The organism is Mixta theicola, from assembly GCF_002895925.1.
GTDB classification, from domain to species: Bacteria; Pseudomonadota; Gammaproteobacteria; order Enterobacterales; family Enterobacteriaceae; genus Mixta; species Mixta theicola.
The window spans coordinates 239,755-265,593 of the sequence record NZ_NWUO01000004.1 but is presented as its reverse complement, the minus strand read 5'-3'; the positions used below and the strand labels follow the sequence as shown (position 1 = coordinate 265,593).

17 protein-coding genes, 1 tRNA gene and 3 pseudogenes are annotated in these 25,839 nt (G+C 53.7%); 14 read left to right on the top strand and 7 right to left on the bottom strand.

The window, feature by feature from the left end:
- Window positions 1-211 precede the first annotated feature (211 nt).
- The gene (gene rpoD / locus COO59_RS07910) at window positions 212-2,056 is read left to right on the top strand and encodes an RNA polymerase sigma factor RpoD (protein WP_103059256.1); all 1,845 of its coding nucleotides are present in this window, start codon (window positions 212-214) and stop codon (window positions 2,054-2,056) included.
- A 75-nt stretch (window positions 2,057-2,131) separates the two neighbouring features.
- On the opposite strand, the gene mug is transcribed toward rpoD, so the two are convergent.
- Window positions 2,132-2,650, bottom strand: coding sequence for a G/U mismatch-specific DNA glycosylase (gene mug, locus COO59_RS07905; protein WP_103059255.1), 519 nt, complete (start codon window positions 2,648-2,650; stop codon window positions 2,132-2,134).
- 206 nt (window positions 2,651-2,856) lie between these two features.
- Here mug and COO59_RS07900 point away from each other — a divergent pair.
- Both COO59_RS07900 and COO59_RS07895 read left to right on the top strand, forming a co-directional pair.
- Window positions 2,857-2,932 (top strand) — tRNA-Ile (locus tag COO59_RS07900).
- A gap of 202 nt (window positions 2,933-3,134) precedes the next feature.
- Window positions 3,135-3,529 (top strand): annotated as a pseudogene (locus COO59_RS07895) (phage portal protein); the annotation flags it as partial.
- Window positions 3,530-3,627: 98 nt separating this feature from the next.
- On the opposite strand, the gene COO59_RS07890 reads toward COO59_RS07895, so the two are convergent.
- From COO59_RS07890 to COO59_RS07880, 3 genes and pseudogenes are all read right to left on the bottom strand, one after another.
- Window positions 3,628-3,921, bottom strand: coding sequence for a DUF1493 family protein (locus COO59_RS07890; RefSeq protein ID WP_103059254.1), 294 nt, complete (start codon window positions 3,919-3,921; stop codon window positions 3,628-3,630).
- Window positions 3,915-4,250, bottom strand: a pseudogene (locus COO59_RS07885) (STM2901 family protein); the annotation flags it as partial. The pseudogene COO59_RS07885 and the gene COO59_RS07890, both read right to left, overlap by 7 nt.
- A 175-nt stretch (window positions 4,251-4,425) precedes the next feature.
- A complete protein-coding gene (locus COO59_RS07880; protein WP_103059309.1) occupies window positions 4,426-4,758 on the bottom strand; it encodes a tRNA-binding protein in 333 nt (110 codons plus the stop codon).
- A gap of 220 nt (window positions 4,759-4,978) precedes the next feature.
- Here COO59_RS07880 and ebgR point away from each other — a divergent pair, with 220 nt between their 5' ends.
- The 8 genes and pseudogenes from ebgR (at window position 4,979) to COO59_RS07840 (ending at window position 15,331) form a co-directional block, all read left to right on the top strand.
- Window positions 4,979-5,962, top strand: coding sequence for a transcriptional regulator EbgR (gene ebgR, locus COO59_RS07875; RefSeq protein ID WP_103059252.1), 984 nt, complete (start codon window positions 4,979-4,981; stop codon window positions 5,960-5,962).
- A 184-nt stretch (window positions 5,963-6,146) separates the two neighbouring features.
- A pseudogene (ebgA, locus tag COO59_RS07870) lies at window positions 6,147-9,250 on the top strand (beta-galactosidase subunit alpha).
- Window positions 9,234-9,683 carry a beta-galactosidase subunit beta gene (locus tag COO59_RS07865; protein WP_103059251.1) on the top strand — a complete coding sequence of 150 codons (450 nt, stop codon included), beginning with the start codon at window positions 9,234-9,236 and terminating at the stop codon, window positions 9,681-9,683. Before ebgA ends, COO59_RS07865 begins: the two are co-directional and overlap by 17 nt.
- Window positions 9,684-9,775: 92 nt before the next feature.
- Entirely contained in the window at window positions 9,776-11,209 is a 1,434-nt protein-coding gene (locus tag COO59_RS07860; RefSeq protein ID WP_103059250.1) for an amino acid permease, read from the top strand.
- 227 nt (window positions 11,210-11,436) lie between these two features.
- Window positions 11,437-12,870, top strand: coding sequence for an amino acid permease (locus COO59_RS07855; protein WP_103059249.1), 1,434 nt, complete (start codon window positions 11,437-11,439; stop codon window positions 12,868-12,870).
- 381 nt (window positions 12,871-13,251) lie between these two features.
- A complete protein-coding gene (locus tag COO59_RS07850; RefSeq protein WP_103059248.1) occupies window positions 13,252-13,893 on the top strand; it encodes a serine acetyltransferase in 642 nt (213 codons plus the stop codon).
- 223 nt (window positions 13,894-14,116) lie between these two features.
- Window positions 14,117-14,329, top strand: coding sequence for a hypothetical protein (locus COO59_RS07845; protein WP_103059247.1), 213 nt, complete (start codon window positions 14,117-14,119; stop codon window positions 14,327-14,329).
- 285 nt (window positions 14,330-14,614) lie between these two features.
- Entirely contained in the window at window positions 14,615-15,331 is a 717-nt protein-coding gene (locus COO59_RS07840) for a purine nucleoside phosphorylase YfiH/LACC1 family protein (protein WP_103059246.1), read from the top strand.
- A gap of 75 nt (window positions 15,332-15,406) precedes the next feature.
- On the opposite strand, the gene COO59_RS07835 is transcribed toward COO59_RS07840, so the two are convergent.
- Window positions 15,407-16,108, bottom strand: coding sequence for a response regulator transcription factor (locus COO59_RS07835; RefSeq protein ID WP_103059245.1), 702 nt, complete (start codon window positions 16,106-16,108; stop codon window positions 15,407-15,409).
- A 610-nt stretch (window positions 16,109-16,718) separates the two neighbouring features.
- Here COO59_RS07835 and COO59_RS07830 point away from each other — a divergent pair.
- Window positions 16,719-20,195: an ATP-binding protein gene (locus tag COO59_RS07830; RefSeq protein ID WP_165786502.1), complete on the top strand. Its 3,477-nt coding sequence runs from the start codon at window positions 16,719-16,721 to the stop codon at window positions 20,193-20,195.
- Window positions 20,196-20,382: 187 nt separating this feature from the next.
- Window positions 20,383-22,398, top strand: a complete 2,016-nt coding sequence (locus COO59_RS07825) for an NADPH-dependent 2,4-dienoyl-CoA reductase (protein ID WP_103059243.1) — start codon at window positions 20,383-20,385, stop codon at window positions 22,396-22,398.
- Window positions 22,399-22,435: 37 nt separating this feature from the next.
- On the opposite strand, the gene rlmG is transcribed toward COO59_RS07825, so the two are convergent.
- Window positions 22,436-23,560 (bottom strand): 23S rRNA (guanine(1835)-N(2))-methyltransferase RlmG, encoded by a 1,125-nt coding sequence (gene rlmG / locus COO59_RS07820; protein ID WP_103059242.1) that lies wholly within the window; start codon window positions 23,558-23,560, stop codon window positions 22,436-22,438.
- Window positions 23,561-23,644: 84 nt separating this feature from the next.
- Between rlmG and COO59_RS07815 the strand changes: the two genes are divergently transcribed.
- Window positions 23,645-24,148 (top strand): M48 metallopeptidase family protein, encoded by a 504-nt coding sequence (locus tag COO59_RS07815; RefSeq protein ID WP_103059241.1) that lies wholly within the window; start codon window positions 23,645-23,647, stop codon window positions 24,146-24,148.
- On the opposite strand, the gene COO59_RS07810 is transcribed toward COO59_RS07815, so the two are convergent.
- Window positions 24,145-25,830 carry a chloride channel protein gene (locus COO59_RS07810; protein ID WP_409371604.1) on the bottom strand — a complete coding sequence of 562 codons (1,686 nt, stop codon included), beginning with the start codon at window positions 25,828-25,830 and terminating at the stop codon, window positions 24,145-24,147. The two genes, COO59_RS07815 and COO59_RS07810, sit on opposite strands and share 4 nt — an antisense overlap.
- Window positions 25,831-25,839: the final 9 nt, after the last annotated feature.

Sequence of the window (25,839 nt, the reverse complement as noted above, 5' to 3'; positions counted from 1 at the left end):
TGAGGATGTGTTGTTCAGGTCGGCGTGCAAAAGGATAAGCATGACAGTCTCGACAGTAAATTTCAGCGGCTTAAGTGCCGATTTATACTCAGGCAGACCCTGACAGCCGCTACGAGGGCAGCGGCAATAATCCAAACGCCCCCACTGTTATTGTTGGCCCTTATAGCCGACCCGACACCAATCAAATTAACAGAAGTGTGGATACCGTCTTATGGAGCAAAACCCGCAGTCACAGCTTAAGCTACTTGTCACCCGTGGTAAGGAGCAAGGCTATCTGACCTATGCCGAGGTCAATGACCATCTGCCGGAAGATATCGTCGACTCCGATCAGATCGAAGACATCATCCAGATGATCAACGACATGGGCATTCAGGTGGTAGAAGAAGCGCCTGATGCCGATGATCTGATGCTGAACGAAAACAGCGCCGACACGGATGAAGATGCGGCTGAAGCGGCAGCTCAAGTGTTATCCAGCGTAGAATCTGAAATCGGACGCACCACCGATCCTGTCCGCATGTATATGCGTGAAATGGGTACCGTAGAACTTCTGACGCGCGAAGGCGAAATTGACATCGCCAAACGTATAGAAGACGGTATTAACCAGGTGCAGTGTTCCGTAGCCGAATATCCGGAAGCGATTACCTATCTGCTGGAACAGTACGATCGCGTTGAAGCGGGCGAATCACGCCTCTCTGACCTGATCACTGGCTTTGTCGATCCTAACGCAGAAGAAGATCTGGCGCCGACCGCTACGCATGTTGGCTCTGAGCTGTCTGAAGAAGAGCGCGCCGATGAAGATGACGAAGATGAGGAAGATGACAGCGACAGCAGCGATGATGACAACAGCATCGATCCTGAACTGGCGCGTGAAAAATTCATCGAGCTGCGCGATCAATATGAAGCGACGCGTCTGACGATCAAAGCGAAGGGTCGTAGCCACGCGGATGCGATTGAAGAGATCCAGAAGCTGTCAGAAGTGTTTAAACAGTTCCGTCTGGTGCCGAAGCAGTTTGACTATCTGGTCAACAACATGCGTGAAATGATGGAGCGCGTGCGTACGCAAGAGCGCATCATCATGAAGCTGTGCGTTGAACTGTGCAAAATGCCGAAGAAAAACTTCATTACGCTGTTTACCGGTAATGAAACCAGCCCAACCTGGTTCCAGGCGGCGCTGGCGATGAACAAACCCTGGTCTGAAAAGCTGCGCGACGTTGAAGAAGATGTGCAGCGCAGCATGCAAAAGCTAATGCAGATTGAGGAAGAGACCGGCCTGACGATTGAACAGGTGAAAGACATCAACCGTCGTATGTCGATCGGCGAAGCGAAAGCGCGTCGGGCGAAAAAAGAGATGGTTGAAGCGAACCTGCGTCTGGTAATTTCTATCGCTAAGAAATATACCAACCGTGGCCTGCAGTTCCTCGATCTGATTCAGGAAGGCAATATCGGCCTGATGAAGGCGGTGGATAAGTTTGAATATCGCCGTGGCTATAAGTTCTCAACTTACGCCACCTGGTGGATCCGTCAGGCGATCACCCGCTCTATCGCGGATCAGGCGCGCACCATCCGTATTCCGGTGCATATGATTGAGACCATTAACAAGCTCAACCGTATCTCACGCCAGATGCTGCAGGAGATGGGCCGTGAACCGACGCCGGAAGAGCTGGCTGAGCGCATGCTGATGCCGGAAGATAAAATCCGTAAAGTGCTGAAAATCGCTAAAGAGCCGATCTCAATGGAGACGCCGATTGGTGATGATGAAGATTCGCATCTGGGTGATTTTATCGAAGACACCACGCTGGAGTTGCCGCTGGACTCCGCCACATCAGAAAGCCTGCGTTCAGCGACGCATGACGTTCTGGCTGGTCTGACCGCGCGTGAAGCGAAAGTGCTGCGTATGCGTTTCGGTATCGATATGAACACCGATCATACGCTGGAAGAAGTCGGCAAACAGTTTGACGTTACCCGTGAGCGTATTCGTCAGATTGAAGCGAAAGCGCTGCGTAAGCTGCGTCATCCGAGCCGTTCTGAAGTGCTGCGTAGCTTCCTGGACGACTAAGCAAGCTGACGGCAAAAAAGGCTTCCCATCGGGAGGCCTTTTTTATTGGCTACGGGAGCGCTACTGGCGCAATAATTATCGTCCACGTATCGCCAGCGCATGCTCCAGCTCCTGATAGGCTTCCGTCAGTTTCTCCTGCGTCGTACGGTTAAGCCCGCTGGGATTCGGTAATACCCATATTTCCGTTTCCCCCACGGTTATCGCCTGCTTGCCCCACTCCACCTTGCTCTGGCGAAACGCCTTTTTAAACGCGTCCTTGCCCAGCACGGCCAGCGCCGCTGGCTGATAGCGTTCTATTTTTTCAATCAACATCCTGCCGCCTTCACGCAGCTCTTCTGTTGAAAGCTCGCTGGCCTCCTTTGTCGGTCTTTCTACCAGCATGGTGATACCGCAGCGGGTATCCAGCAGTTGCAGCTCTTCTTCCGGCTTTAGCTGACGCCCGGTAAAACCGGCCAGCCAGAGCGTTTTCCAGAAACGGTTGCCAGAATAGGCAAAGTGATAACCGGTATGAGCCGAAGATTTGCCCGGATTGATGCCGCAGAACACCACCCGCAGGCCAGGCGCAATAATATCGGTAATGTTATGTTCACTCATCCCTGCTCTCCTGTTATTCGTTAATACCCGGTTATTGTGGCTCATTATTAACAACCGGGCACATACCATTTTGCGACGCATCCTGTTGTATCGCCGTCGGTAAAAGAAACGAAGGTTTTTCAAACGATTAAATTGCTGCAAAAAGCGCCAACCGGTTAGCGATTGCTGGATTGCCCTGGCAAGTTACTTTATAATCCTGCCCCACAGGCCCCTTAGCTCAGTGGTTAGAGCAGGCGACTCATAATCGCTTGGTCGCTGGTTCAAGTCCAGCAGGGGCCACCAGATTTTAGCTTTGAATTCAGTCATTTAAGCCACCTTTCAAGGGTGGCTTTTTTGTTGGCGATTTTTGAGCGGCGATGAAATGGCGATGGATTTTTACCGCCACTCGCTCTAGCCGCTTTACCACGGCACCTACGATGTGTCGTGCCAGGACTCTTCCCGGCGCGAGTTCAGCGTGCCGCGAAAGTCTGCGCTGCGGGCGCGAATGGTCACCCAGCCTTACCAGTTCACGCCAGGCAGCGTTTTTCACCTGATGGAGCCGGATTTAAATCAGGAAATTTACGGTCTGCCGGAGTATCTGTCCGCCATTCCGTCCATTCTGGTGAACGAGTCGGCCACTCTGTTCCACCGGAAGTATTACCTTAACGGCAGCCACGTGGCTTCATCATGTATGTAAACGACCCGGAACAAAGCCAGGAAAATGTGGACAGCATGTGCCAGGCGATGCGCGAAAGGCCCTGGAAACTCCCGAAACCTGTTTATATATTTGCCGAGCGGAAAAAAGGAAGGTATCCGATAATCCCGCTGTCAGAAGTCGCGGCAAAGGATCAATTCCTGAATAACAAGAACGTGTCACGGGATAATATGATGGCTGCGCACGCCTGGAGGAGTTAAACAGCTGGCTGGGTGAAATACTGATCCGGCTCAATCCGTACAGCCAGGATGGCGATAATGAATAAGCGCCTGCGGACGCTTATTCATTTTCCCAGCCAACGCCCGGCCTTTGCGGAATCTATCAGCAACTGGATAGTAAGCGAGTCTTGTGCATCGCCGTAGTCAGGAAAATAATGTTCAAAGTCGATATCTTTTGGCTCGATGCCGAACTGCTCCGTGTATTGTTCCATCAGGTCGTAGGCGTCCAGCGGATCCATGCAAAAATCATTATTCAGATCAGTGTCAGGCTTCAGCCTGAAACGCCGGAACGTAAAAATGCTGGGGGCATTGTATTTTTCAACCAGAGCAAATATTGCCTTCTCTGTATCGTCTACCACAGCTTATCCTCCTTCTGAGCAATCCGGTTATACCGCACCGTCGCCTCATAAGTTATCTGCGCCACATCTGCCGCCAGCACAAACCAACCGATCACAGGTATAGTCCGGCCCGTAAACGTTGCCAGTCTCAATGTCATAATTTTTTTAATACGGAAAGGGTTCACCGGGGTAGGCGAATGAATCCATGTAGGCAGCCTAAAAGGCAGCATTGTATCTTTCAGAATTTTGCGGGAGTACTGGGAAGCATAGCTGGTCCCTTTGGTCGCGCCTTTAAATTTACCACTGACCTGCACCTGGTTGGCTCCACTGTAAACTGCTGCGGCAGCAATTTGTAGCGGTCAACTAAAACTGGCCGCCGCTTTAGCGTTTTTCCAGAACCATTTTTCTCGCAGAGTTGCCATTGTGGCGATGCTCCCCGCCCCGTCGGCCCCATGAATGATGCTGTGAAGTTCTGTTACCGTGCGGTTTGCTGCCCTCATCAGGCAAAGCCTGGGCGAGAAAAAACTAAACCACGCGAATTCCCGCCGGCATCACGCGCTCCGCTGCCAGCAGGACGCTCTCGCTGGCATCGTCTGTCTCCGCACACAGCAACATACATTCCGATACTTCGCCGCGCATTTTAGCCTTTGCCAGATTGCACAGCACCACTACCTGTTTCCCCAGCAGCTCGTCTTCGCGGTAGTACGGCACCAGGCTGGTCACGGTCTGCAGCGTACGGCCGCCGACATCAATCTGCGCGATGTACAGCTTGTCGGCGTTCTCGTGGCGTTTCACCGCAGTGATCGTTCCGGTGCGGATGTCCAGTTTGGCGAAATCATCGTAAGCAACAGTTTGCATTTTTCTCTCTCCGGTAAAATTTTTAGTAAAAGCTATCATATTTTTTCCACCATCCAATATCATGCTGACATAAATGCCATACTCATCACTCTTTTCGCAGGGAAAATGCCTGCGGTTAGCGTAAATAAAACACCGGATATTTACTGAAAACAGATGCATGCACCTAAGCTTGCTTTACAATGGGTTTGCGCATACGGGGCTACGTCAGATAAGGAAAAAAATGGCAACGTTAAAAGATATTGCAACCGAAGCAGGCGTCTCGCTGGCCACTGTCTCACGGGTATTGAACGACGATCCCACCCTGAACGTTAAAGAAGAAACCAAGCATCGTATCCTGGAGATCGCCGAAAAGCTGGAGTACAAAACCAGCAGCTCGCGCAAAACCCAGATGCACGCGGACGGCCATCACCATATCCTGGCGCTCTACAGCTATCAGCAAGAGCTGGAAATCAATGATCCGTACTACCTTGCCATTCGTCACGGTATCGAGATGCAGTGCGAGAAGCTGGGGATTGAGCTCACCAACTGCTATCTCAACAATACGCAGCCGGATCTGAAAAAGATCACCGGCGTGCTGATTGTCGGCAAGCCCTCGCAGGCGATTCGCGACGCCGCCACCTCGCTTAGCGACAATATCTGTTTTATCGATTTCCACGAGCCTGACAGCGAGTATGACGCCGTGGATATCGACCTTGTGCGTATCGCCAAAGAGGTGATCAATTTCTTTATCGCCCAGGGTGCCACCCGCATCGGCTTTATCGGCGGTGAAGACGAACCCGGCAAAGCGGATATTCGTGAGGCGGCGTTCGTCGAGTATGGTCACCTTAAAGGCGTAGTGTCCGATGCCGATATCTGGCGGGGCGGCTTTTCCAGCTCGTCAGGCTACGAACTGGCAAAAACCATGCTGGCGAAAGGAGACTACCCAGGCGCGTTGTTTGTTGCCTCGGACTCTATCGCCATCGGCGTGCTGCGCGCCATCCACGAGCATGGCCTGGCTATCCCGCAGGATATTTCGCTGATCAGCGTTAACGATATTCCGACCGCCCGCTTCACCTTTCCGCCGCTCTCCACCGTGCGCATCCATTCAGAAATGATGGGCAGCCAGGGCGTAAATCTGCTGGTTGAAAAAGCCCGCGACGGACGCGCTCTGCCGCTGAACGTCTTTGTTCCGAGCAAGCTCAAGCTGCGCGGCACCACCCGCTAACACTGCCCACCGCCGGACAGCCCTTGCGGCCTGTCCGCCCACCGCTGTTCTCCCTTCGCCTTCGTCCCGCCGCGACGACGCTCATTTTGTGATCGAGTTAAAGTAAATGTGATTCGCCCGTTTTGTTTAGTAAAAATTTTACTAAAATGCACAGCAACAACTCAGATCCGTTCAGGGAGGCGATATGAATCGCTGGGAAAACCTTCAACTCACTCATGAAAACCGGCTGCCGCCGCGCGCGTACTTCTTCTCATACGACTCGACGACTCAGGCACGGACCTTCGCCCGTGAAATCAGCAGCCGCTTTATGTCTCTAAGCGGACAATGGAATTTTCACTTTTTCAGCAACCCGTTGCTGGTGCCTGAGGAATTTAACTCGCAGTACATCAACGACTGGGGGCAAATTACCGTGCCTGGCATGTGGCAGATGGAAGGCCACGGACAGCTGCAATATACCGATGAAGGTTTCCCGTTCCCGATTGATGTTCCCCATGTGCCGACCGACAACCCAACCGGTGCCTATCAACGTATCTTCACCCTCGGCGAGGGCTGGCAGGGTAAGCAAACCCTTATTAAATTCGACGGCGTAGAAACCTATTTCGAAGTGTACGTTAACGGCCAGTACATCGGCTTTAGCAAAGGCAGCCGTCTGACGGCGGAGTTCGATATCAGCGCGGCGGTGAAAACCGGTGATAACCTGCTATGCGTGCGGGTTATGCAGTGGGCAGACTCCACCTATATTGAAGATCAGGATATGTGGTGGTCGGCAGGCATCTTCCGCGATGTTTACCTGGTAGGGAAAAACCCGCTGCACGTGCAGGATTTCACCCTGCGCACCGATTTTAACGACGACTACCGCGATGCCACTCTCTCCTGCAAGCTGGTACTGGAGAATCTCGCCGCGCAGCCTGACATCGCCACGCTGGAATATACCCTGTTCGACGGCGATCGCCCGCTGTATCAGGGGAAAACCGAGCGTCTGACGGTAGACCAGCAGGCGCAAGCCCACTTCGCCATTGATGTGAAAGCGCCGCAGCAGTGGTCAGCGGAAACGCCCTATCTTTATCAGCTGATAATGACGCTGAAAAACGCAGCGGGCGAGATTCTGGAAGTGATCCCGCAGCGCGTAGGCTTTCGCGACATCAAAGTGCGCGACGGGCTGTTCTATATCAATAACCATTACGTCATGCTGCACGGCGTGAACCGACACGATAACGATCATCTGAAAGGGCGCGCGTCGGCATGGACCGCGTGGAAAAAGATCTGCTGCTGATGAAGCAGCACAACATCAACTCGGTACGTACCGCCCACTACCCTAACGATCCCCGCTTCTACGAGCTGTGCGATATTTACGGCCTGTTCGTGATGGCGGAAACTGATGTTGAATCTCATGGTTTCGCCAACGTCGGCAACTTAAGCCGCATTACCGACGACCCGGCCTGGGAACATATCTATGTTGAGCGCATCGTGCGCCATATCCATGCGCAGAAAAACCATCCATCAATTATCATCTGGTCGCTGGGCAATGAATCCGGCTACGGCTGCAATATCCGCGCGATGTACCACGCCACTAAGGCATTAGACGACACCCGCCTGGTGCATTACGAAGAGGACCGCGACGCCGAGGTAGTGGATATTATCTCCACCATGTATACCCGCGTGCCGCTGATGAACGAGTTCGGCGAGTATCCGCACGCCAGGCCGCGCATTATCTGCGAATATGCTCATGCGATGGGCAACGGCCCCGGCGGGCTGACCGAATACCAGAACGTCTTTTACCAGCATGACAGTATCCAGGGCCATTACGTGTGGGAGTGGTGCGACCACGGTATTCAGGCAACCGATGACAACGGAGCCGTGTGGTACAGGTATGGCGGCGATTACGGCGACTATCCGAACAACTACAACTTCTGCCTCGACGGGCTGATTTACTCCGACCAGACGCCGGGGCCGGGCCTTAGGGAATACAAACAGGTCATCGCGCCGGTAAAAGTCCGTGCCACGAATATCACCTGCGGCGAACTGCACGTTGATAACAAGCTGTGGTTCTCAACGATGGATGACTACACCCTGCATGTTGAAGTCCGCGCTGAAGGCGAAACGCTGTCCAGCGAGCGGCTGAAGGTTCGCGACCTGGCGCCGAACAGCGGCCGTGATGTGCGGATTACGCTGCCAGAGCTCGACGAACGTGAAGCGTTCGTCAATGTGATGGTGACAAAAGACTCCCGCACGCCGTACAGCGAGGCCAACCACGCTATCGCTGTGTATCAGTTCCCGTTAAAAGCACAAACGGCCGCCAGAACGCCACCGATCGGCATCAGCGCCACGCCGCTGACAATTGCCGATGAGCGCCTGAGTTACACCCTCACCGGCCACAACTTTCGCATAGTGTTTTCCAAAGTCAGCGGCAAGCTGACCCAATGGCAGGTGAACGGCATTGAGCAGGTGACCCGCGAGCCGAAGATTAACTTCTTCAAGCCGATGATTGATAACCATAAACAGGAATACGAAGGATGGTGGCAACCGTCGCACCTGCAAATCATGCAAGAGCATCTGCGCGAGTTCCGCGCCGAGCCCCAGGGCGACACCGTCATAATCACCACCCGCAGCCTGATTGCGCCGCCAGTGTTTGATTTTGGCATGCGCTGCACCTATCGCTGGCAGATAACGCCGCAGGGACATATCAACGTAGAGCTGCAGGGCGAGCGCTACGGCGACTACCCGCATATTGTGCCTTGCATTGGTTTTATGCTGGGCATCAACGGCGAATTCGGGCAGGTGAACTACTACGGTCGCGGTCCGGGGGAAAACTATGCCGACAGCCAGCAGTGCAACATTATCGACGTCTGGCGTACCACCGTGGACGAGATGTTCGAAAACTATCCGTTCCCGCAGAACAACGGCAACCGTCAGCACGTTCGCTGGGCCTCGTTTACCAGCCGCCACGGCAACGGCCTGCTGGTCGTGCCGCGTCAGCCGATTAACATCAGTGCCTGGCACTATACGGCGGAAAACCTGCAGACTGCCCAGCACTGCAACGAACTGAAGCGAAGCGACGATATCACGTTAAATCTCGACGACCAGCTGCTCGGCCTCGGCTCCAACTCCTGGGGCAGCGAGGTGCTGGATAGCTGGCGCGTCTGGCTCAAACCGTTCAACTATGGCTTTACGCTGCTGCCGCTGGAAGGTGGATGCAGTACCTCGCAGGTGCAGGCGTCGCACGTTTTCGGCACCGATTTCTTTTCCCCCGTTTCGCACAGCGAGGCTGAAAATGCGAATTCTCGATAATTTAGAGCAGTTTAAGCAGATTTATCACAGTGGACGCAAGTGGCAGCGCTGCGTGGAAGCCATCAACAATATCGACAATATCCGTCCGGGCGTGGCGCACTCCATTGGCGATTCGCTCTCGTATCGCGTAGAAAACGGCAGCACCACCGATACGCTGTTCGTCGGCCATCGCCGCTACTTTGAGGTGCATTACTACCTACAGGGACAGCAGAAAATTGAGTTCGCGCCCAAGACGCAGCTGCAGATGGCGGAGCGCTACCGCGACGAAACCGACAGGGAATATCTGCAGGGCAGCGGTGACACCGTGCAGGTGCACGAAGGACAAATGATTGTCTGCGACAACAGCGAGGCATACCGCTTTATCTGTGATTCTCCGGTTAAAAAAGTGGTTCTGAGAGTCACGATTGAAGACGGTTATTTTTTAAACAAGTAATCACAGCATTATACAGAACGGAAGGGCAGCGGAAATATCGCTGACCTTCTGATTGCCAGCTCCCTGGGAGCTCATGATTTTTCGGAGGACTTATGTCCGAATCATTTCGCGCCAAAATAGGTAAATTCGCCTTGCTTTCTATGGCGTTCACCGCAGTGTTTAACGTACGCAATATCGTTAACAATAACATTGAGCTAGGGCTCAGTTCTGCGCCCATCTTTCTGTTCGCCACGGTGGTGTACTTTATTCCTTTCGTGTTTATTATCGCCGAGTTCGTCTCCGCCAATAAAAACTCCGAATCCGGGATGTATGCCTGGCTGAAGCAGCCGTTAGGCACGCGCACCGCATATTTAGGATCGTTTCTTTACTGGTTCGTGAATCTGTTCTTCTTTATTTCGCTGTTGCCAAACGTGGTGGCTTACGCCTCCTACGCCATCATGGGATATGCCATTCCCTTTTCCCCGATGGTCAGCTCGGTGCTTTCGATTCTGCTGTTCGCCATGGCGACCCATATCTCCACTAAAGGGGCGACATGGCTGGGTAAAATTTCCGAATGCGTCGCCTACGGCGTCTTTGCGCTGTTCGCCATTTATGTCATCGGTGCCTTTACCGCCCTGGGGGCCGGCCACGTTCCGGCGCAGCCGATCACCCTTACCGCGATGGAACCGACCATCAACTGGGCAACGCTTGGCATCATGTGCTGGATTTTTCAGGCCGCTGGCGGCGCGGAGACCGTTGCGGCTTACCTGAACGATATCAAAGGCGGACAGAAAGCCTTTATTAAGGTCATCATCTCAGCCGGGGTGCTGATTGGCGGGATGTACGCGTTGGGTTCGCTGTTGGTTAACGTCTTCGTCGCGCGCGAAAACCTGACCTATGCTGGCGGGATGGTGGAGATCTTCACCGGCCTGGGGAGCTATTTCCATATCTCCGAAATCCTGATGGGCCGCTTTGTTGGCATTATCCTGTTCATCGCCATCTTTGGCAGCATGATGATGTGGACCGCCGCGCCGGTAAAAATTCACTTCTCGGAAATTCCAAAGGGTATCTACGGGCCAAAAACAACCGAGCTTAACGCCCACGGCGTGCCGGTACGCGCCGCGTGGTGGCAGTTCCTCTTTGTGTTTATTATGCTGATTATCAATGGCTTTGGTTCAGAAAGCGTTCAGCAGATGATGAATACGGCAATTAACCTGACCGCGGGTACCGCAATGCTGCCGCCGCTGTTCATCATGGTGGCTTACTTCGTCTTTCGCTGGAAACACGACGACACGCCGCGCGATTTCCGTATGGGTTCAAAAGCTGTCGGCATGAGTGTGGTATCGATGCTTATCGTGATTTTTGTAATCAGTATGACGGCCTCCGCTTTCCCGCCGGGCGTTGACCTGGTTAACGCCTTCTTTATCAATGTCTTTATGACCGCAGTCTTCTCAGGCCTGGCGTGGTGGTGGATCACCCGCTTTGAGAAAAAACAACAGAAACGTTCGTTAGCGAGCCAGACCGCCGTACCTGACGTCATAAAATAAGTTTTCCGGTTTCCCGTCAGCTTCTCCTGTCGCTGGCGGGTTTTTTATGGCGGGTATTTACGAACCTGTAAAAGAAATTCTGTGATCGAGTTAAAGCAAACAAATTTCACTGATTTTATTTACTAAAATATTTACTAAAATGCATATTGATAATTAACCGCCTCTATCCTGCAAACAACCCATCCCCCTTCAGCTACTCCCTGAGGGAGATTGTGTGGAGATGTGTTATGTCTGATACCAAACGTAATACCATCGGTAAGTTTGGCCTGCTCTCACTGACCTTTGCCGCCGTTTATAGTTTTAACAACGTAATCAATAACAATATCGAACTGGGGTTGGCGACAGCGCCCATGTTCTTTCTGGCCACCCTGTTCTACTTCATTCCCTTCTGTTTAATCATCGCCGAATTCGTGTCGCTGAATAAAAACTCGGAAGCTGGCGTATATGCCTGGGTGAAAAGCTCGCTCGGCGGTCGCTGGGCGTTTATCACCGCCTACACCTACTGGTTTGTGAACCTGTTCTTTTTTACCTCGCTGCTGCCGCGCGTTATTGCCTACGCATCCTATGCCTTCCTTGGCTATGAATATATCCTCACGCCGTTCGCCACCACGGTGCTGAGCATGGTGCTGTTCGCCTTCTCGACGTGGGTATCGACCAACGGCGCGAAAATGCTGGGGCCGATTACCTCTGTCACCTCCACGCTGATGCTGCTGCTGACCCTCTCCTATATTTTGCTGGCGGGCGCGGCGCTGGCGGGCGGTATCCAGCCTGCGGATCCGATCACCGTCGAGGCGATGATCCCGAATTTCAACTGGGCGTTCCTCGGCATCACCACATGGATCTTCATGGCCGCAGGCGGCGCGGAGTCCGTCGCGGTGTACGTTAATGATGTCAAAGGCGGTTCGAAGTCGTTTGTGAAGGTGATCATCCTCGCCGGGATCTTCATCGGCGTGCTCTACTCCATCTCTTCAGTGCTGATTAACGTTTTCGTCCACAGTAAGGAACTGAAATACACTGGCGGTTCGGTTCAGGTGTTTCACGGCCTGGCGGCATACTTCGGGCTGCCAGAAGCGTTGATGAACCGCTTCGTAGGCCTGGTCTCCTTTACCGCCATGTTTGGTTCGCTGCTGATGTGGACCGCCACGCCGGTAAAAATCTTCTTCTCGGAAATCCCGTCCGGCATTTTCGGTGAGAAGACCGTCGAACTGAATGAGAACGGCGTCCCGGCACGCGCGGCATGGATCCAGTATTTTATCGTCATTCCGCTGATGATCGTCCCGACTATGGGTTCCAACACGGTGCAGGATCTGATGAACACCATCATCAACATGACCGCCGCCGCCTCGATGCTGCCGCCGTTGTTTATCATGCTGGCCTATCTCAACCTGCGCATAAAGCTCGATCATCTGCCGCGTGATTTCACTATGGGCTCGCGCCGCACCGGGATTATCATCGTGTCGATGCTGATTGTCATTTTCACCATCGGCTTTATCGCCTCAACCTTCCCGTCCGGCGCTAACATTCTGACGATCGTTTTCTATAACGTCGGCGGTATTGTTCTTTTCCTCGGCTTCGCCTGGTGGAAATACAGTAAATATATCAACGGGCTCTCTCAGGAAGAGCAGCAGATTGAAGCTTCACCTGCGTCACAGATGCATTAAGGCAGGGATACCGATAACCTATCTCGCTGACGCCGCTGGCCTGCGCATTGCTGCTGAGCGTGTCTGCATACAACGCGACGGCGGCAGCTGGCAGCCCTATTTGCTACGGGGGCCAGGCTGCTCTGTTGTGTCCATTCTCAATCCTTCGAAATAGGCCCACAGGCGAGCTTTTTATCGCGCAATGATTGCAAGCCACTGCGTAGATAATGACGCGGTATGGGTGAAAGCTTGTAAACGAAGAAGTGAATAAATAGCCATTGTGACGCGCGCTAGCTGAAGGATTATTTATTAATCGAAGCAATTACCTTATCCTTACACAATCCTTCCATATGTAATGGAAGCGCCCAGCAAGTAATCGATAATTTCAGAGATTAGAGCCACATGAAGGAAGATTTACGTTTAGCTTTAGGCTCAACTGTTGAGCCTGTTCATGCTCCATTGCTGAGCCTGAGCGATCTCAATCATCTCAAAGAATGCCTGCGTCTTGAAGTTATTAGCCGTGACGGTAAAAAGCCGTTCAGTTGGGGAAAAGCTTTACACCGCTGCATTACAAGTCCTACTCGCCGCTTTTACTTCTGGTGGCGTATCGCCTCCTGGCTTCATCATAATAAAACCGGCTACTGGAAGAAAAAGGCCAGGAAGATTAATCAGCGCCTGTGCCTCCGCTACGGGATTGATATTGCCCTGGACGCCAGAATTGGCGCAGGAATGAAAATTAACCACGGCTATGGCATCGTGATTCGCCCGGAATGCGTTATCGGTAAAAACCTAAACATACGCCACGGGGTGACGATTGGCAGGAAAACGAATGGGGACTGCAACGGCTTAACAGTCATAGGCGACAACGTGGATATTGGCGCTCAGGTCTGCATCATCGGGGACGTAAAGATCGGGAATGATGTGATGATTGGGGCTGCGTCATTTATCAATAAAGATATACCTGACGATACGCTGGCTTATAACGCTAAAGAGACCAGGTTCGTTATGCGTACTCCATCAGCCCCTGCTGAAGTTATGCAGTAATTCCGCACCACATTCCATATAAGCAAGCCGCTCATTGAGCGGCTTTTTTGTATGGGTTTACGTTCCTGTGACAGCTGGCTTTTAGCGGCCAGCGCCGTGGCTTGCTGGCCAGTTGTATGGGCGGCGCAAAATACCGCCGCTTATTACCTCTGTTTAGCCGATTGAAAAATGCGCAGCGGCGTAAGATGCCCCTCAGAAAAGAAACGTGTCCGCCGGAGTTTGTATGTCTGAGAAAGATCCTGTTGTTGAACGCCTGTCGCTGGAGCTGCTGGCTCTGCGTCAAATCGTCCAGATGCTGATTACATTCGGCAATGTCCCCACCGGCGGCAAGCTGAACAAATATCTGGAAAGCCTGGCAAATGAAGTTGAACATCGTAACGGTCGGGAAGCGAACAAGGCTATCGCCGATGTGATTCGTACCTATATCCGTTCTTAATACCGAACCTATATCTGATTCTGACCCCGCAGCAGTGCAGGTTAGCTGCTGCGGTTTTTTCTGAGGAAGGTTACGCCAGCGGCAACAGGCTGTCGTCCCCCTGAATTTTCATCACACCATGAGCACCCAAAATGATCTCGCTAATGCTGGTCAACAGCGTAAGCCCGCTGGTCAGCCAAAGCGGGTATCGTGATCGACAATTACCACACGGTAGCCATGACCCTCTTCATCCTGTTTAATGATAAGAATCGCTGGTTAGTCGCTGATTCCCTGTAAGGATGAACTATGCAAAATGCCACCCCTGTTCGAAAATCTACTCTGCTCGCTTCTCTTGACTGGCTGGAACACGCTTTTTTGCCTGCGGGAATGGCGCCGCCAGAAGAAACCGCCTGTGGTCATCAGCGGCACACTTCCACGGTGATAATGTCTGAAGAAGCTTTCCCGCGGAAACAGTGCGAAGCGGACGGCGTTATCGCAACTGATTCGCGCCCGGTCGCCGTTTATACGGCGGATTGCCTGCCGGTGCTGATTGCCGATACGCGTCGCCATCATGTTGCAGCGGTACATGCGGGATTAAAGGGGGCGTTGGCAGGCGTACTGCCTCAGGCGGTGAATCGGTTATTTGATTTAGGTGCTACGCCTGAAAGCCTGTTTGTGGCGATTGGCCCGGCGATTGCGCCCTGCTGCTACGAGCTTGGACAGGATATGTTGAGCACCATAACCACTAATCCGCGCGTTACCGCGCCGCAGTGGTCTGCTACGCAGCCGGTTAACCCACATGCGGTTCGCCTGCAGGCCCAGGCAACGAGTAAGGGGATCTGGTTTGATCTTCCGGCGTTAGGGCGGCAAATGCTGCTGGATATGAAAATACCGGCAGCGCAAATAGATGTGCTGCCGGTATGTACTTACTGCAACGCTGAGCCGCAATCCAGCTATCGACGGAACTCGCATTTTTCTGACGGTTACGCCTTACGCTATTCCTGGATCCAGCGCCGGGCATAACGGTTGCCCTTTAATGCGTTAAACAGGCGTAGCGGTCAGGTTTATTGCGCGGCGATACCCCCCCGGAAAGCCCATTCAGGATCGTGACAGCAAATCATTACTGTATTTAAAGAGCTCGCTATCAGAACGCAGCCCCAGTTTCCTTAACGCCGACTGTTTTTGTCCGCTTACGGTTTTGCGGCTGCGTTTAAATTTGACGGCGATTTGAGAAACGCTCATGCCGTTAAGAAAACAGCGAATAACTTCCACCTCCCGCGGGCTGAGCAACTTTACCTTTTCATACAGCGTGCCCTTTTGATTATTCCCCGCCAGCGGATTTCTCAAATCTTCATGGATAACGTATAGATCTTCAATTTCATAGGCCATATCGCGCGAAAGCCAGTTACGCCCCTGACCGACCTGACGAATCGCCTGGATCATTTCGCTCATGTCCTGACTTTTACCAATAAAACCTTTCACGCCCGCATTAAGCACCATTTTTACCACCGCCGGGCTCTCCATCGCTGAGGAGATAAGGATATTTAACCGGGGATAATGATTACGTAACTGCTTGATCAATGCCAGGCCATCCAGTTCCTTTTCGCCTAATAAGAAATCAAGGACTAACACATCCAGCTGCAAATCCGGCAGTTCGGTAAACAGCTGTTGGCTGGAGCCAAAAGCGTTGATTAACATCATATCCGGCTCGGCGTTAATACAAATCTCAAACGCCGTGCGAATCATAGGATGATCGTCCAGTAGCGCTACCCGTAAAGGCCGGGCGATCGTTTTCGTCATCTCTTCACTCCTTGAATCATTACCGATGAGTATGCGCATAAATTAATATTTTACGCGCCGCCTGGGGCCGCGCGTAAAAGGTTGGGCCAGATTTTTATTAATATCTATCGTTACCGTCTTCGTTATTAAAGGCGTTTTCTATCCTTTCCCTGATCGAGCCGACGCGCATAACAATAACGAGATAGATTAATTTTCAACCCCCTACTCTCAGCTTACCGTGCGGGCGCTACGCCCTAAACAAGGTATGGAGACCTGAGACAATTCCTGATACTTTTAGCATAAAAATAAACGTACTGATAGCCTGTTTCACCAGCACGGCCGCAGGTTGGCATGAAAAAAAATCGTCTCTACTTAATACAAGAAATGTCTCAAAATAAATACCAGGCGATGAAGACACTATGTTTTATGCAGGAAAAAACCTATCATCCTCAGTAAAGTCGCAAATAAAAAACCATCCCGCATAAGAAGTTACTTCCCGCCAATTTTTATTTTTTTGCAACATAAAAAATTCAGGACGACGCTAATGATAAAAAGGAATTTATATTTTTACCTTGTTTTATTTATTATTAATTTTTCTGTCCTTGCTCAATTGCCGCAATTAGAACTGCAGGTGCATACGGACATTGTGCTGCCGCCCAAAGAAGAACTTAAAGAATTAAACACTATTAATTATCCACGGCGGCTGCGTGTCGGCGTGCCGGGCTCGCCACGTCCACCCATTTACAACAATATGGAGCCGGGGAAACTAGCCGGTATTTCTGCTGACTATCTTGCCGCCCTACAAAGGATGCTGGACGTTGAACTACAAATTATTCCCTACGCTACGCCAGCGGAAGCGATTCAAGCTCTCAGAAATCAGCAGCTGGATATGCTGGCCTTTTATAACCCTCATCTACACGGCACCGAGGGGATTATCGCTACCCCGCCCTGGCTGCTGGATCGTCCGATTATCGCCCAAAAAGATCGCGCCCTGGTTAACCTTAACAGCGCCCTACAGCCGGTGCTGGCCTGGGCAGAAGCCCCGGAATTTAGCCCGCAGCTGGAACGCTACTTTCCTAACGCGCGGCTAAAACATTATCGTGATGCGGAACTGGCGCTGGGCGCCGTCGCCTTCGGTCAGGCTGACGCCATGTGGGGCAGCGCCGCCAGCATCGAATTTATGCGACGCTATGGTTACAGCGCACGAATTAACCTGAGCGCCAGCCGTTCCATTCCTGATATGAACCTCTCTTTTGGCGTGGCCGCGACACAACCGCAGCTGGCTAAAGCGATTAATATCGCGCTGCAGCATATTCCGCTGGCGGGCCGCCTGCGCATCGCCACCAACTGGGGGATCGACTCTACCTTTGTGCTTAAAGCCAATCCGCTGATGCTCAATGCAAAAGATGAGATCTGGCTGCGACAACATCCGGTTATTCCCGTGGTGCCAAACTGGACTGTCGCCCCGCTTTTAATGATCAATGATGATAATCAGCCTACCGGGATTGAAGCTGAGCTTTTGCAGCTGATTAGTGAACGAACCGGCGTTAAATTCGCTTACCCCAAACCTTACGCCGCCAGAGATAATAATATCCTCGCGCTTCGGCTGGCCGAACTGGAACCGGAACGTCCCGATCCCAACCTTATTTATTCGCGTCCTTATATCGTCACGCCGTGGGTTTTGGTGCAGAAAAATAATGACGATCCGGCCTGGTCCCTGTCGACGCAGCCGGAGAAGAAATTAGCGCTTGAAAAACGCAGCCCAATGCATGAGTGGGTACAACAACGTTATCCCGGACATAATATTCGCCTGGTGGAAAACGCGCAGCAGGCCTTTGAGCTGGTGGCGAAAGGTGAAGTTGACGCCATTATCCAACCTAAGCTCATTGCCGACTATCAGCTAAATAATCACTATGCTGGTCATCTTAAAATCAGCCGAACTCTGGGCGATAAGCCAGCGCGTTTTGTTATGGCTACGCAGCCTGAAAATCTGGAGTTAATGCATATTATTGATAAAGCCCTGCTGGATATTTCGCGGGAAACGCAGGAGAAGATCGTACTGCACTGGCAAAACGCCCATCACGTCGATAACAATAATTACTGGCAATATTACCGCAGCACCATTATTAAAATCACTTTGGGGATCGGTCTGCTTACGCTGCTGGTGCTGCTCTGGAACCGGCATTTGCAGCGCATTATCCGCGAGCGCACCCGCGCAGAACAGACGCTAAAAAACCAGTTAACTTTTACCAATACGCTGTTTGATGAGTCTCCGGTAGTGATGTATGTCCGCGACCGGCAGATGCGCCTGCTGCACTGCAATAAAGCTTACGTTGACTTCCTGCATATTCCGCGTGAACAGCTGCTGGGCACGGCGCTTGACGCGCTGCCGGCGGGGTTTGCAACAGAACCGAATTTTCAGGAAATTTACGAACAGACCTTTCTGGAAGGAAAACCCCTGGTACAAGACCTTAAGCTGCATTATCAGGGGCGCGACTATTATACGCTGCACTGGGCGCTGCCCTATCACGATCATGCGGATAATATTGTGGGCATTATTGGCGGCTGGCTGGATATTACCGAGCGCTATGAACTGCTTACGGCGCTGGAAAAGGCCAAGGAAGAAGCCGATCGCGCGAATGAATTTAAAAGCCGCTTTCTGGCGAATACCAGCCATGATATTCGCACCCAGCTGCATGCCATTATTGGCCTGCTGGAGCTGGAAATGCGTCGTTCGCAACAGTCGCTCGGGCCGAATATCAGCGCCGCCTATGAATCCGCCACCGCGCTGCAAAATCTGATCGGCAATGTGCTGGATTTATCTAAAATCGAATCCGGAATTTTTGAGCCTGAACCGACGCCCACGAATCTGGTGACGATCGTGGAACAGCTGTTTACCCTGTTTCACAGTAAGGCCGAGGCGCGCGGCCTGGCATTTTACAAGCTAATCAGGGTAGAGCATCCCTGCGTGCTGATTGATGCCACTATGTTTAATCAGATCGTCGCTAATTTAGTCAGTAACGCGCTGAAATTTACGCATGCGGGTAACGTGGAAATCGCACTGTATCAGCAGCCAGACGCCGCCGAATTGGCGAATAAGCGCGGCAGCTATATCCTGAAGGTGAGCGATACCGGCTGCGGCATTAGCCCTCACGAATTGCATAAAATCTTCGATCCCTTTGTCCAGGCAGGCGATCGGCAAAGCCAGCAGGCGGGGACCGGTCTTGGCCTGAGCATTTGCCGCCATCTGGCGCATCTGCTGGGCGGGGAAATCAGCGTAGAGAGCGAGTCTGGCGCAGGTTCCGTATTTACCTTTAGCTTCCATGCGCCGCTCTGTGAGGAGACCACGGCGGCCAGCGTGACAAACGGGCAGCACGGCGACAGCAACGTCAGGCGCATTCTGATCGTGGAAGATCATGCCCCGAATCGTCTGCTGCTGGCCCAGCAGCTGAAGTATCTTGGCCATCAGGTTATCGAAACGGAGCGGGCCAGCCAGGCGCTGGCACGTTGGGAACAGCAGAGAAGCACTATCGATTTAATCATTACCGACTGCAATATTCCCGATATGGATGGTTTTACCTTCACCCGTACCCTGCGTCAGCGTGAAGCGGAACTGGGCCTTCAGCCGGTGCCGATCGTCGGCCTGACCGCTTCGGCAGAAAAAACTATCCAGCAACGCTGCGTTGACGCCGGCATGAATTGCTGCCTGTTTAAACCGGCCAATATCGAAACCCTGAACAGCTTTATCTCTACGTCCATCCCGCCGAGCGCGCCGCCAGTGCCTGGCAACGGTCTGCTTGAACAGCTGATCGATGCCGATCCTGAAGCCTGCGCCAGGCTGATCGAAAGCGCGATTGATAGCCATCGCCAGCTGGTCGCGCAGCTGCAGCAATGCCAGCAGCATGCGGACATCGTTACCCTGGCGCATACGCTAAAAGGCGGGGCGCGCCTGCTTAACGTCGGCCGGCTGGAAAAGCTGTGCGAGCAGCTGGAAAACAGCGAAAGCGATGATGCCCAGCTTGATGAGCTGCGTCAGGATATTGTTAATGAAGTTCAGGTGCTGGAAGCAACGCTGCTGGCCCGGCTGCGATCGTTAAACCTGCCCTGACCGGTCTTCAGGCTCCGTTGTTTTTAACGCCTGCCCCGCTTGTCGGGCAGGCGTTTTGCTTCAGCCACGCTGCTTTTTTGATACATCTCACAGCCTGACCCGCTGCTGCTTTTCTTTCCTGCCGTGAACGCTACAGTCAACTCATCCGACCACGCAACAATAAATTAACATTCAGGTGAGCAGCTTTATGTCGATCACGCCATCGCTTTTCGATCCGCTCGATCTTGGCTTTACCCAACTAAAAAATCGCTTTTTGATGGGATCGATGCATACCGGTCTCGAAGAATGGCCTGACGGCGCGGTGCGGCTGGCCGCATTTTATGCCGAGCGTGCCGCAGGCGGCGTAGCTTTAATGGTTACCGGCGGCATTGCGCCTTCCCCGGAAGGCGTCGTCGTCGCAGGCGGCTCGGTACTGAATTCTGCAACGCAGCTGGCGCATCACCGAATCATCACCGACGCGGTTCACCAGCACGATGGAAAGATCGCCCTGCAGATCCTGCATGCCGGCCGCTACAGCTATCAGCCCGCGCTGGTGGCGCCCTCGCCGTTGCAGGCTCCCATCAATCCTTTTATGCCGCAGGCACTGAGCCATGAGGCCATTTTGCAGCTGATTGAGGACTTTGTGCGCTGCGCGGCGCTGGCGCAGCAGGCGGGCTATGACGGCGTTGAAATCATGGGTTCGGAAGGCTATTTGATTAATCAGTTCCTTACGCTACGCACCAATCAGCGCAGCGACGAATGGGGCGGCGACTTCGCGCATCGTATGCGTTTTGCCGTACGCATTGTGCAGGCGGTGCGCGCCGCGACCGGAGCGGACTTCATTATTATTTACCGGCTGTCGATGCTCGATCTGGTGCCGGACGGTAATACGCTGGAAGAGACGATTCAGCTGGCGCAGGCTATCGAAGCAGCGGGCGCCACGCTGATCAATAGCGGCATCGGCTGGCATGAGGCGCGTATTCCTACCATCGCCACCTCGGTGCCTCGCGCCGCTTTCGGCTGGGTTACCCGCATGCTGCGACAGCATGTGACGCTGCCGCTTATCGCCACCAACCGTATCAACCAGCCGGAAGTTGCGCAGCTGCTGCTGAATGAGGGCTGTGCGGATATGGTCTCTATGGCGCGCCCTTTTCTCGCGGATGCCGCCTTTGTGGCAAAGGCGCAGGCCAACCGCGCCGCCGCGATCAATACCTGCATCGGCTGCAATCAGGCCTGCCTCGATCAAATCTTTGCGGGCAAAGTCACCTCCTGTCTGGTTAACCCGCGCGCCTGTCATGAAACGCTGATGCCGGTAATACCCGCCAGCAAGCAAAAAAAGCTGGCGGTGGTTGGCGCGGGTCCGGCCGGTCTGGCGTTTGCGGTAAATGCCGCCATGCGCGGCCATCAGGTCACGCTGTTTGAGGCCGCCAACGCGATCGGCGGTCAGTTTAACGTGGCGCGCCAGATCCCCGGTAAAGAGGAGTTTAATGAAACGCTGCGTTACTACCGTACTCAGCTGTTGCGCTATAAGGTAGAGATCCGCATAAACTGTCGGGCCGAAGTGGAAATGCTGCGCGATTTTGATGAAGTGGTATTGGCGAGCGGCATCGTGCCGCGCACGCCGATGTTTACAGGCATATCGCATAGCAAGGTGCTGAGCTATCTGGATGTGCTGCGTGATAAAAAGCCGGTCGGCCCACGCGTCGCTATTATCGGCGCTGGCGGTATCGGCTTCGATACCGCCAGCTATCTCAGCCACAGCGATCATGCCAGCAGCCTGAATATTGATGCCTTTTGTCAGGAATGGGGGATCGACAAAAGCCTGCAGCGGCGCGGCGGATTAACGGCACCGCAGCCTGTCGGCAGCCCGCGTCAGATCTGGCTGCTGCAGCGCAAAGCGGGCAAGCCGGGCGCCGGACTGGGGAAAACCACCGGCTGGATCCACCGCAGCAGCCTGCTGGCGCGCGGCGTAGAGATGTGGGGCAATGTGCAATATCAGCGCATTGATGACGAGGGGCTGCATATTCTGCGCGACGGCCAGCCGCTCACGCTGCCGGTTGATAATGTGATTATCTGCGCCGGTCAGGAGCCTAACCGGGCGCTGGCTGCGCCGCTGCAGGCGGCAGGTAAGCCGGTGCATATTATCGGCGGCGCGGATGTGGCGCTGGAACTGGATGCGCGCCGCGCCATCGCGCAAGGAACTGAACTGGCGCTGGCGATTTAATCAACGCAGTTCAGGCTGCGGGGAAGCCCGGCTAATCTCAACGCAGTTTCACCGATCGCAGCACCACAAATTTGTTATTTGACGCAACGGTGGTGCAGTTGCCAAACAGCTTTTTCATCTTGCGATAGTAGTCCAGATGGCGATTGCCCACGATGCGCAGCTCGCCGCCATACTGCAGGCAACGGCGCGCGTCACGGAACATCTGCCAGGCGATATGATCGGTAATCGCGCTCTGCTGATGGAAAGGCGGATTACACAGCACCGCATGCAGGCGATCGGCCGGAAAGCCGCTCAGCGCGTTATTCACCTGAAAGTGGCTGCGCGCCATATCCTGCGGGCGGTTAAGCTCAACGTTCATGCGGCTGGAGGCGATCGCCATCGAGGATTCATCAATAAAATGCACCTCCGCCTGCGGATTCATTTCCAGCGCCAGCAGGCCAATCACGCCGTTGCCGCAGCCGAGATCGACGATCTCGCCCGCGATATTATCCGGCAGATGCTGCATAAAGAAACGCGCGCCAATGTCCAGCCCGCTGCGGGAGAAAACGTTGGCATGATTGTGTATCTGATACGCGGTGCCATCCAGCGGCCAGCTCAGGGTTTCCGCCTGCGGCTTCAGTGCCGGATCCGTAAAGGTGCTGTAAACCAGGCGCGCTTTTTTCCACGCCAGCGAGGTTTTCGTTGGGCCAAGAATACGTTCAAACAGCTGCAGCGTAGAGGTATGGATCTCTTTCGCGCGCGCGCCGGCAATAATGACCGTTTCCGGCGTCACCACCTCACGCAGTTGACGCAGCTGATGCTCCAGCAGCGCCAGCGTACGGGGAATTTTAATCAGCACGCAGGCGGGCGCGGCGGGCAGCGGCGCCATGCTGTCAAGCAGGATAACCCGATCCTCATCCAGCTGATTATCGCGCAGGTTTTGACGCGTCGCCTGCTGGCTAATCCATGAGTCGTTAATGCTGTAGAGCGGACGATCCAGCGCGCAGGCGAGCGCGCCGAAGCTGTCGTTAAACACCAGCAGCGGCCCCTGCTCCGGCGCAGGCAGCGTTTGCTGCAGCAGATACTCATCGGCCGAATCCCACGCCTGCAGCGGGTTTTCCTCCTGCATACGCGGGAAGCGGTGTAAGGTCAGCGTGCGTTGGCTCAGTTCTAATTGGCTCATGGATTCCTCGGCGTGGTACTATTGCGCATCTTTTCGCCCCGAAAGCGGGGGCGCAGTATACTGCCTTTTTATTCGAGTCGCGTCATGTCGTCGTTAATTTATCTGCAGGGCTATCCCGAAACGCTGCTGCGCCAGGTTCAGGATCTTATCGATCGGCAACGCCTTGGCGAGGTGTTGCAACAGCGCTATCCCGCAATGCACAGCATCACCAGCGACAAAGCGCTGTATGACTATACGCTGGCGCTAAAAAACCGCTATTTACGCAACGCCGCGCCGCTCAATAAAGTGATCTATGACAGCAAAATCCGCGTGATAAAACATGCGCTTGGCCTGCATACCGCGGTGTCGCAGGTGCAGGGCGGCAAGCTGAAAGCCCGCGCGGAGATTCGCGTTGCGACGCTGTTCCGCCAGGCGCCGGAAGCTTTTCTGCGGATGATCGTGGTGCATGAGCTGGCGCATATCAAAGAGAAAGAGCACAACAAAGCTTTTTACCAGCTCTGCTGTTATATGGAGCCGGACTATCATCAGCTGGAGTTTGATACCCGACTGTGGCTGACTCATCAGGCGCTGTCAGGCAACGCCGGTTAAATAAAATCTTTCGCCTTTCTAATCAGGCTGGTTTTGGTTAACACGCCGAGATATTTGCGATCCTGCGGGTTATTTAATACCGGCAGGCGTTCCAGCGTGACCTGTGCAAAGGCTTCCCAACCTTCGCGGATCGTCTGATTGCGGAACACGCAGGGAAACTGTGCGTCCATCACCAGAATAACCGGCGAATCGAGCGTAATTTCACGGTCAAGAATTTTTCGGGAAATATCGTGAATCGAGACCACGCCGAGAAAATGGCCCAGGTCATTAATCACATAGACATAGCGCTCTTTTTTTAGCGAGCTGACCGCCAGCGCGCGCCCTACCGACTCATGCGGCTGTAAAGCAGCGCCGGGCACAATAAGCTGCTCGATAATGCTGTTATCAAAATCCAGCTTGGCGTCAGCGCGATTAAAATGCTGCGTCACCACCGGATAGGTGCTGGCGGCCTGCAAACGCCAGGCGACCATCGCTGCCAGCACGGTAGCGATCATGATCGGAAACAGCAGGCTGCTGTTGAGCGTCATTTCCAGCGCCATCAACATCGCCATCAGCGGCGCCTGACTGACCGCAGCCAGCACCGCGCCCATGCCCACTACCGCAAACAGTAGCGTATTGCTAACCGGCAGCCCGGCCTGTAGCGCCAGCGTGGCGATAATCACTCCCAGCAGCGCGCCCACCAGCAGCGAGGGCGTAAACAGCCCGCCCACCGCGTTCGAGCCCACCGACAGCGCCGTGGCGCTCATTTTTAACACCAGCAGCAGTAACAGCGTGGGCAGCAGATAATGTCCGGCCATAATCTTCACAATCACTTCATACCCGTTGCCAAGAATATCGGTAGAGACCAGCGCCAGCGCCCCCACCAGCAGGCCTCCTAATCCAAGACGCAGCGGCAGCGACTGAATATAAGAGAACAGCTGCCTGCTACGGCCAATCATTCTAATCAGCAGCCAGCCGAGCAGGCCGGACAACAGGCCAATCGCGACCGTCAACAGCAGCGTAGTCGGATCCAGCTGAAACCGTACGTCGGCAAAGGGATAAAGCGCATTGCGCAGCCCCAGCGACCACATGGTCATTACCGCCGTCGCCGCCGCAATAATCAGCGGGATCAGCCGCTGCAGCGCCGTGATGCCAAAGGCGATCTCCGCAACGAAAATCGCCGAGGCCAGCGGCGCATGATAAACCGAGGCCAGCCCGGCGGCGGCGGCCATCGCCACGATTTCACTGTTATTAATAGCGACAGATTTAAAGCAAAAACGCCCCATCAGGCTGCCGCACAGCGCGGAAAGCTGCACCATCGGCCCTTCTTTACCGATAGAAGCGCCGCTGCCGATACTGGCAATCGATGAGAGCGCACGAAACAGCGAGGTTCTGGTTGGCACCGCGTCCAGCCGGGCGTTAATAACGTCCAGATAGTCGGTTTTACTGGTTTGCTGACGTTCCAGGCTGATGGCATAGCGCAGAAAAAAACCGGCGATCGCCCCGCCCAGCCCCACGATCAGCGGCCAGCAATACCAGGGCCAGACGGTCATCGCCACGGTAATATCGCGATCGGTATGAAACAGTAACTGATTAATCAGCTCAATCAGATGACGAAAGCCCAGCGTTACCAGCGATGCCGCACAGCCTACCGGGATCGCGACCAAAATAGTGGTCCAGTTAAGAACATGTTTAACGCTCACATCGCATCC